The sequence below is a fragment of the Xenorhabdus innexi genome (assembly GCF_002632485.1).
GTDB classification, from domain to species: domain Bacteria; phylum Pseudomonadota; class Gammaproteobacteria; order Enterobacterales; family Enterobacteriaceae; genus Xenorhabdus; species Xenorhabdus innexi.
On record NZ_NIBU01000104.1, the window covers coordinates 1 to 6656 of the forward strand.

Genomic DNA, 6656 nt, shown 5'->3' on the forward strand with positions numbered 1-6656 from the left:
CTCAGAGTTGGAGATAAATCTCGTGGCAAATCGATTAAATAAACGTCCTCGAAAAACGCGAGGTTATCAAACACCGAATGAGTTATTTAAAGGCATACCGACTCGTTTACTTCGTTCATAACGGTGTTGCACTTATTATGTGAATGCAAGTTTACTATCAAAATGGGAGTGATGAATGAGATTGCTTATGAATGTTGAATTATCTCAAGAGCAAAATAAATTCTATACTATGATAAGCAGTTATCCACGTATTTCTATTTTTTGGGACTGGCAAATATGTGAAATTGATTTTTATTTATGGGAGAGGGATAAAGATACTCTTAGTATAGGGGAGAAAGCACTAGCCCAATTTTTTATATCAGTATGGACAAAAAATAGTAAGTGGGAGTTTGATTTTACAGAAGCAGGGCTTTTTTTAGGAAAAGAAGAAAGGCAATTAATTGCAAATTGGATCTTAGAACCTTTTTGGCCTTGAGAATATTTTCTAATAATCTAATTAATTACCTCTTTATGATTAAATAAAAGTTATTTTTTTAGGTTGACAGTTAGTAAAATGAATAACAAAATGAAGCTGTTACTATCGTTGCTTTAAGCAACCTATCAATGCTTCAACAGTCTGAAAGAAGCGCTTTAGGGTGGCTGTATTAATCAATGTTCCTGTAGTCTGAGAGGAGCGCCTTCGGGTGACTACATTATCTGCCAGACCTGAAACGGCAGACAGTAAGATACTCTGGGTAAATCCGTTTATTCTTTGAAAACGGAGATCGCTAAAGCGATTAAGAAACTTTTCACAACGATTGCTTATTAATAGCATCATCAATAATTCTACGTTTTTTCACCCAATGGGGAAATTTTCCTCACTGGGAAGATTTCTCCCCTTTTATTGGAGAAGTCTTATGAATAATACATTAGCTAATAGTCATGTTAGAGAACTGCCTTTTTTGCATACACCTTATGAACCTGGTGTTTCGTTGCGTCTGGATGTGTTTCAGCGTCAGATTACTGTTTTGGTTTCTGGTGATGCTGAGTACCCTGACGATGATCCTAATTATGGGACATATTACAGCGAAAAAACATTATTCGTTTGTAGCGCACCAATGCTCACTGACGCAGTTCAACAGCTTAAATCTACTATAGATAAAAATAGTTGGGTCTTTAGGGATGAAGGCGTAGATTATTATGATCCCGACTTTGGGCGTGATATGGGACCTATGAGTTTTATACCGCGAGCAGTAATGATCTATGACCGATACCATAGGAGACTTTTAGGAGGACGGATAGCATCTGCATCTGGAATTACTTGGGCGCGTCCAGTCACTCGAAAAGATGAGCTTATTGCGTTGGAAAAAGAACGTGAGCGTTTGAATGATAAAGGTTCTTATGAAAGTTGTTGGGATAACTATAGTACAGCGAAGTACCTGTGGGAAAAAGCTAGTTTGTTGTCATTACATGTTATCGAATCCAATTATTTGATACGTGAAGAAATGGATAACATTTTTCTACAAGACGCTTCGGTTTCATGGAACTAGTAAAGACAGAAACTAATTCACAATAGTTAATTGTATAAAACAACCCGCAGGGTATTTTCCCTGTGGGAAAGTCCCTGCTTTTATTTTTATTATATAAGGAGTAAGAAATGGGACTTGATATACATTTTTATTCAAGTGACGAAAATAAAAAATGTGATCACGATGTCCAAGTGGGACATTTTAAAAAAATTTATCCACTTTTTTATTGGTTAAACAAAAATGTCCAGAGTGTTGGTAATTGTGAAGACATATTTATACCCAAACATAAATTAGAGCAGTTGTTAGCAGACTTGAATAAGCTAACAAAAGATAACTGTTCTGAGATATTTCCCACAACAGCAGAATCTATCTTTGTATCAACTGCATATGATGAGTGTTACTGGTTAGATGTTGAAGAAATAAAAGACTGAGTTAGCAATATATTAAAATCGTTTGATTTTAATAATCACAGATTATTTTTCTGGGCTTGGTGGTAGACATAAATTAACTATTATTAGTTAATTATATAAGACAGCCCGCAGGGTATTTTCCCTGTGGGAAAGTCCCTGCTTTTATTTTTATTATATAAGGAATGAAAAATGGGACTTGATATTCACTTTTTTTTAGGCGACAAACAGAAAGGATGTGCGGATAAAAATATACAAGTAGGATATTTTAAAGATTTTTATCCTATTCTTTACTGGATGAATAATAACGTTAAGAGTATTCAAAAAGGTAAAGAAATTTTGATGCCTAAACATACGTTAGAACAGTTATTAGCAGATTTGGACCGACTAACAGAAGATAATTGTAATGAGGTATTTGCAACTTATCATGCTGATTATAATGAAGATTATTGGTTAGAAGTCGAAGACCTTAAACGTGTATTAAGAGCATTTGATCTTGATAATTACGGATTGTTTTTCTGGGCTTGGTGGTAGTTTGAGTATGAATGATTCAGAAAAACAAAAAATAGCAGAGCTAATCAAATCTGCTGATGAGCGTTACGGTGTGAATAATGGTAGTCAGGAGAAGGTAAAATTTATCCTTAACGCATCAAGAAATGAAGGAACGAGTATTCATTATTATGTGCATTGGGATCTTTGCTTCTCTGTAACATCGGAACAGGTTCGTTTTAGCTTTGAAAGGTTACGTAGACGGGTTGGTTTAGTGACCTAATTTTACTTATTTTTTCACCAGATGGTGTACTTTCACCATCTGGAGAGAGTACACCTTTTTATTAGGAGTATTCTCTATGAAAAAACAAACTAACGCAGAAAAGGATATCTATCAACAGGTAACTGATAGAATTATTAGTGCATTGGAAAAAGGTACGGTTCCATGGAAAAAACCCTGGCGCTCTACAGATAAACAATCTGGAGGGATACTACCTACCAATGCAATGACCGGAAACCATTACAATGGTGTGAATATATTATTGTTATGGATGTCTGCGGAAGAAATGGTAACTAATAACAACCGTTGGTTAACGTATCTTCAAGCACAACAGCTAGGAGGAAAAGTTCGTAAAGGAGAGCGTGCTACTCTTACTGTAATATATAAACAGTATGAGGTTCAGGCTAAAGATGAGTCTCATGGTTTATTGTTTGACAATGAAGGACAGCCATTGATGGAACGGCGCACTATGCTGAAGCCTAATATGCTATTTAATGTTACTCAATGTGACGGATTACCAGAGCATCTATTACAGCAATATGAGCGAATACCTGAAGACAAGCAGGAAAATTTCTCATCGAGGATCAGACATGAAGTATCTAAAATATTAGATGCTACTGGTGTAAAGATGATTTCAGCAGCGCAAGACCGTGCTTTCTATGGTCCAACTAGTGATCGTATAGTAATGCCTCTTTCAGAGCAATTTGATACAGAGGCTGATTATTGGTCTACATTACTTCATGAAATGGTACATAGCACAGGACATGCAAGCCGATTGAATCGTGAGGGAATAACAAGGAAAAATTTCCAATTTGGCGATCCTATATATTCTTTTGAAGAATTAGTTGCTGAAATGGGAAGTGCTTTCCTCTGTTCTCAATTGGAAGTGTTCGGTGAAGTTAACCATGCTAGTTATATTGAACATTGGTTATCTGTTTTAAAAAAGGATAAAAAAGCTCTATTCAGAGCCTGTAAACAGGCCAGAGAAGCAAGCGAATATTTATTAAATTTGCGTACATTCCATAATGAGAAGGTAGCATAGGTGGAATATATGCGATATGACATTATTCGTTTTAAATTGCTGGCACACATGCTATTAATACAGCATGTTAATATGACACTAAGTGATACGATCTTATATGATGATGAAACAGTAAAAGGTTTCATTGAACAAGGTTTATCACCTGTAGAAACTTTTAAGAAGATAGGAATACCGATAGATACATCGAAGGTTTTAATTTCTTATTAGAAAGTAAAAACGCCTCTTCGGAGGCGTTTTTTTATCAAAATGAAAAAAGAGTTTTTACTGTACTTAAGTCCCCGTGTTTTTAATTATTACCGTAAATTAACTTGGCTATTTTAAATAGGTGGTTAAACATGTTCACATTGACGGATGAACAAAAAACGGTAGTAGAATGGAAAGGTTCAAAATTAGTAGTTAATGCGTTTGCGGGAACAGGAAAAACATCTACATTAGTGAATTACGCATTAGCTAATCCTAAAGACTCTATGCTCTATTTGGCCTTTAATAGAGCAGTAAGGGAAGAAGCAGAACGTAAGTTTCCTTTCAATGTTAAATGTAAAACCTCACATCAATTAGCCTGGCCCACTCAAGGCCGTCATTACAAACATAGGCTGGTTAATCAATTACGTATCACTGATATTGCACGGGCATTAAATACTCGCCATTGGTCATTGGTCCATCGAGTCCAAAGCACATTAAATCGCTTTTTATCCAGTGATGATATCAAAATAAAGCTAATTCACTGCCCAGATGAAGAAGTTATAGAGGGTGTTGATCCGATTAAAGTCATTGGGGGAGCAGAATATATTTGGAGTTTAATGAAAAATTTAAATGATAGCTTTCCAGTTACTCATGATACTTATTTAAAGCTTTATCAATTGTCACAGCCTGATTTATCTCGCCATTATCAAACAATCTTATTTGACGAAGCACAGGATGCTAACCCTGTCACTCATGCGATTGTTTTGAACCAAGACACAAATGTTGTTCTGGTTGGTGATAAACATCAACAAATTTATCGCTTTCGTGGGGCGAATAATGCTCTGGATGCACCACAGCTAGCTGATGCTGATCGTTTATGGCTAACAAATAGTTTTCGTTTTGGTCCACATGTTGCTGAGATAGCAAATAAGTTACTTGCCTTGGATGGTGAAACTCATCAGGTTGTTGGGTTAGGGGAAGATGATGAAGTTTTATTACCACAACAATTTGATGTACCTCATAAAGCGGTATTGAGTCGAACAGTGGCAGGTGTAATTGATACAGCATTAGGAGCTGCGAAAGAAAAGAAATCAGTATATTGGGTTGGAGGAATAGAAGCTTATCGTACTGAAGAACTTGAAGATCTGTATTGGTTCTCTGTCGATATGCCACAGAAAGTACAGCAGCCTCGTTTAACAAAAGATTACAAAGATTATGATGAGTATTGTCGAATAGCCAGAGCGACGCAAGATATTGAAATGATGCAATCTATCAATTTATTAGATAGATACTTTCCCCTTCCACAAAATTTAGAAGTAATGCGTAATTTTGCGATAACTAATGAACATAAAGCAGATATAACGGTTTCAACAGCTCATAGATCTAAGGGATTAGAGTGGAATTTTGTTGAGCTAAATAATGATTTTCCAGATTTATTTGATCCTAAATTAACAGAACTGAACAGAAGAGATGAAATAAACCTACTCTATGTTTCTGCAACTCGCGCTCGTAAGAAACTTATGATTAATGAAATTATTATAAGTGTAATTTCGAATAAAGAAAAACAATCAGGGGAGTGCTTAGTAAATAGTAATAGTGACTCCGATGTTTCGGGGGGAAACAAATCAAAGAATGAAAATGTTCGAGAGCTGGCTAATTTGTAATGATGATTCCGGTGTTTCGGGGGGAAACAAATCAAAGAATGAAAATGTTCGAGAGCTGGCTAAGTTGTAATGATGATTCCGGTGTTTCGGGGGGAAACAAATCAAAGAATGAAAATGTTCAAGAGCTGGCTAAGTTGTAATGGTGATTCCAGTGTTTCGGGGGGAAACAAATCAAAAATGAAAATGTTTAAGAAATGGCTAAATCGTAATAATGACTCCGATGTTTCGGGGGGAAACAAATCAAAGAATGAAAGTAGTGTCACACATGATGGCTATTTCCTGCCTAAAAAATCATATGACCTATTAAATACTGAATTACGTCAAAACTGCTTACAGCAACTTTGGGAAAATGTTTCACTATCAAAATCACAATATCAAGAATTTTTTTTATCGCCTCTTCAACAGTATACAGAGAGAGTACAAAACTTACCTGCTTTTAGACAAGGGGCTTTTGCTCAGGAAGGCGGATTACTTGATTTAACACTGCTTACTATGGTGTATTCAATCCGATTATCAAAAAAGAAGCTATTGCCAGTGGGAGCATTACCAGAAGAGCAAGCCAGTCAAAGCAGCGCTTGGAACGCAGTAGTATTTTATGCGTCTATGCTTCATTGGCTACCCTTGGCGGGTCAATTTGATGGTGAATATATATACGCAATTAACTTGAAGATGCAGGTTTTAATCGCTGGAAATGATCAGTCAGTCGGGTAGCCAATTCCTGTGCTTTTGTTGGCAAAGTGACATGATAAAAATGTCGAAGTGTTCCCCGAAACGTTTTTGCATCCGGGAAATAGACATTGTTGCGTATTTGCTCATTCGTGTACTTCCATAATCGTTCAATGGGGTTGAGATTAGGGCTGTAGGGGGGCAAGTAATGCAATTGAATATTCAGCTCTTGAGCCGCTGATTTTACTAATTCAGCGCGGTGATAACCTGCACCATCCAAAATAATATGCACTTTTTGTTGGAAGGGATAGGTTTCCCTAATGGCATGGAAAAAAAGGACGACATTTTCCGCGTTAATCGTCGGATATTCACGAATAACCGTCTCTTCAATCCGGTGTAAATTGAGTGCCCCCATGA

Annotated in this window: 9 protein-coding genes and 1 pseudogene; 9 read left to right on the top strand and 1 reads right to left on the bottom strand. The window is 36.4% G+C overall.

Annotated elements, in window-relative coordinates; translation table 11 throughout:
• The 9 genes and pseudogenes from Xinn_RS19500 to Xinn_RS19545 form a co-directional block, all read left to right on the top strand.
• Positions 1-121, top strand: a pseudogene (locus tag Xinn_RS19500) (IS30 family transposase); the annotation flags it as partial.
• Positions 122-187: 66 nt separating this feature from the next.
• Positions 188-475, top strand: coding sequence for a hypothetical protein (locus Xinn_RS19505; protein WP_143706514.1), 288 nt, complete (start codon positions 188-190; stop codon positions 473-475).
• A 421-nt stretch (positions 476-896) separates the two neighbouring features.
• Complete coding sequence (locus tag Xinn_RS19510; RefSeq protein ID WP_086954019.1) at positions 897-1529, top strand: hypothetical protein; 633 nt, start codon at positions 897-899, stop codon at positions 1527-1529.
• A 107-nt stretch (positions 1530-1636) separates the two neighbouring features.
• Positions 1637-1939, top strand: coding sequence for a hypothetical protein (locus Xinn_RS19515; protein ID WP_086954018.1), 303 nt, complete (start codon positions 1637-1639; stop codon positions 1937-1939).
• A gap of 168 nt (positions 1940-2107) precedes the next feature.
• Positions 2108-2449 carry a hypothetical protein gene (locus Xinn_RS19520; RefSeq protein ID WP_086954017.1) on the top strand — a complete coding sequence of 114 codons (342 nt, stop codon included), beginning with the start codon at positions 2108-2110 and terminating at the stop codon, positions 2447-2449.
• A 7-nt stretch (positions 2450-2456) separates the two neighbouring features.
• Complete coding sequence (locus Xinn_RS19525; protein WP_086954016.1) at positions 2457-2687, top strand: hypothetical protein; 231 nt, start codon at positions 2457-2459, stop codon at positions 2685-2687.
• A gap of 76 nt (positions 2688-2763) precedes the next feature.
• Positions 2764-3726: an ArdC family protein gene (locus tag Xinn_RS19530; RefSeq protein WP_086954015.1), complete on the top strand. Its 963-nt coding sequence runs from the start codon at positions 2764-2766 to the stop codon at positions 3724-3726.
• A gap of 335 nt (positions 3727-4061) precedes the next feature.
• Positions 4062-5573 (top strand): UvrD-helicase domain-containing protein, encoded by a 1512-nt coding sequence (locus Xinn_RS19540; RefSeq protein ID WP_086954013.1) that lies wholly within the window; start codon positions 4062-4064, stop codon positions 5571-5573.
• A 69-nt stretch (positions 5574-5642) separates the two neighbouring features.
• Entirely contained in the window at positions 5643-6284 is a 642-nt protein-coding gene (locus Xinn_RS19545; RefSeq protein ID WP_099137766.1) for a TraI domain-containing protein, read from the top strand.
• On the opposite strand, the gene Xinn_RS19550 is transcribed toward Xinn_RS19545, so the two are convergent.
• Positions 6232-6656 (bottom strand): IS630 family transposase (locus Xinn_RS19550; RefSeq protein WP_153043414.1); only part of this gene is annotated, 425 nt, incomplete at its 5' end. The genes Xinn_RS19545 and Xinn_RS19550 overlap by 53 nt on opposite strands.

Coding starts and splice junctions, on each gene's coding strand:
- Xinn_RS19540 (WP_086954013.1), top strand. CDS start 4,062: ATGTTCACATTGACGGATGAACAAAAAACGGTAGTAGAATGGAAAGGT.
- Xinn_RS19530 (WP_086954015.1), top strand. CDS start 2,764: ATGAAAAAACAAACTAACGCAGAAAAGGATATCTATCAACAGGTAACT.
- Xinn_RS19525 (WP_086954016.1), top strand. CDS start 2,457: ATGAATGATTCAGAAAAACAAAAAATAGCAGAGCTAATCAAATCTGCT.
- Xinn_RS19515 (WP_086954018.1), top strand. CDS start 1,637: ATGGGACTTGATATACATTTTTATTCAAGTGACGAAAATAAAAAATGT.
- Xinn_RS19545 (WP_099137766.1), top strand. CDS start 5,643: ATGATGATTCCGGTGTTTCGGGGGGAAACAAATCAAAGAATGAAAATG.
- Xinn_RS19505 (WP_143706514.1), top strand. CDS start 188: ATGAATGTTGAATTATCTCAAGAGCAAAATAAATTCTATACTATGATA.
- Xinn_RS19520 (WP_086954017.1), top strand. CDS start 2,108: ATGGGACTTGATATTCACTTTTTTTTAGGCGACAAACAGAAAGGATGT.
- Xinn_RS19510 (WP_086954019.1), top strand. CDS start 897: ATGAATAATACATTAGCTAATAGTCATGTTAGAGAACTGCCTTTTTTG.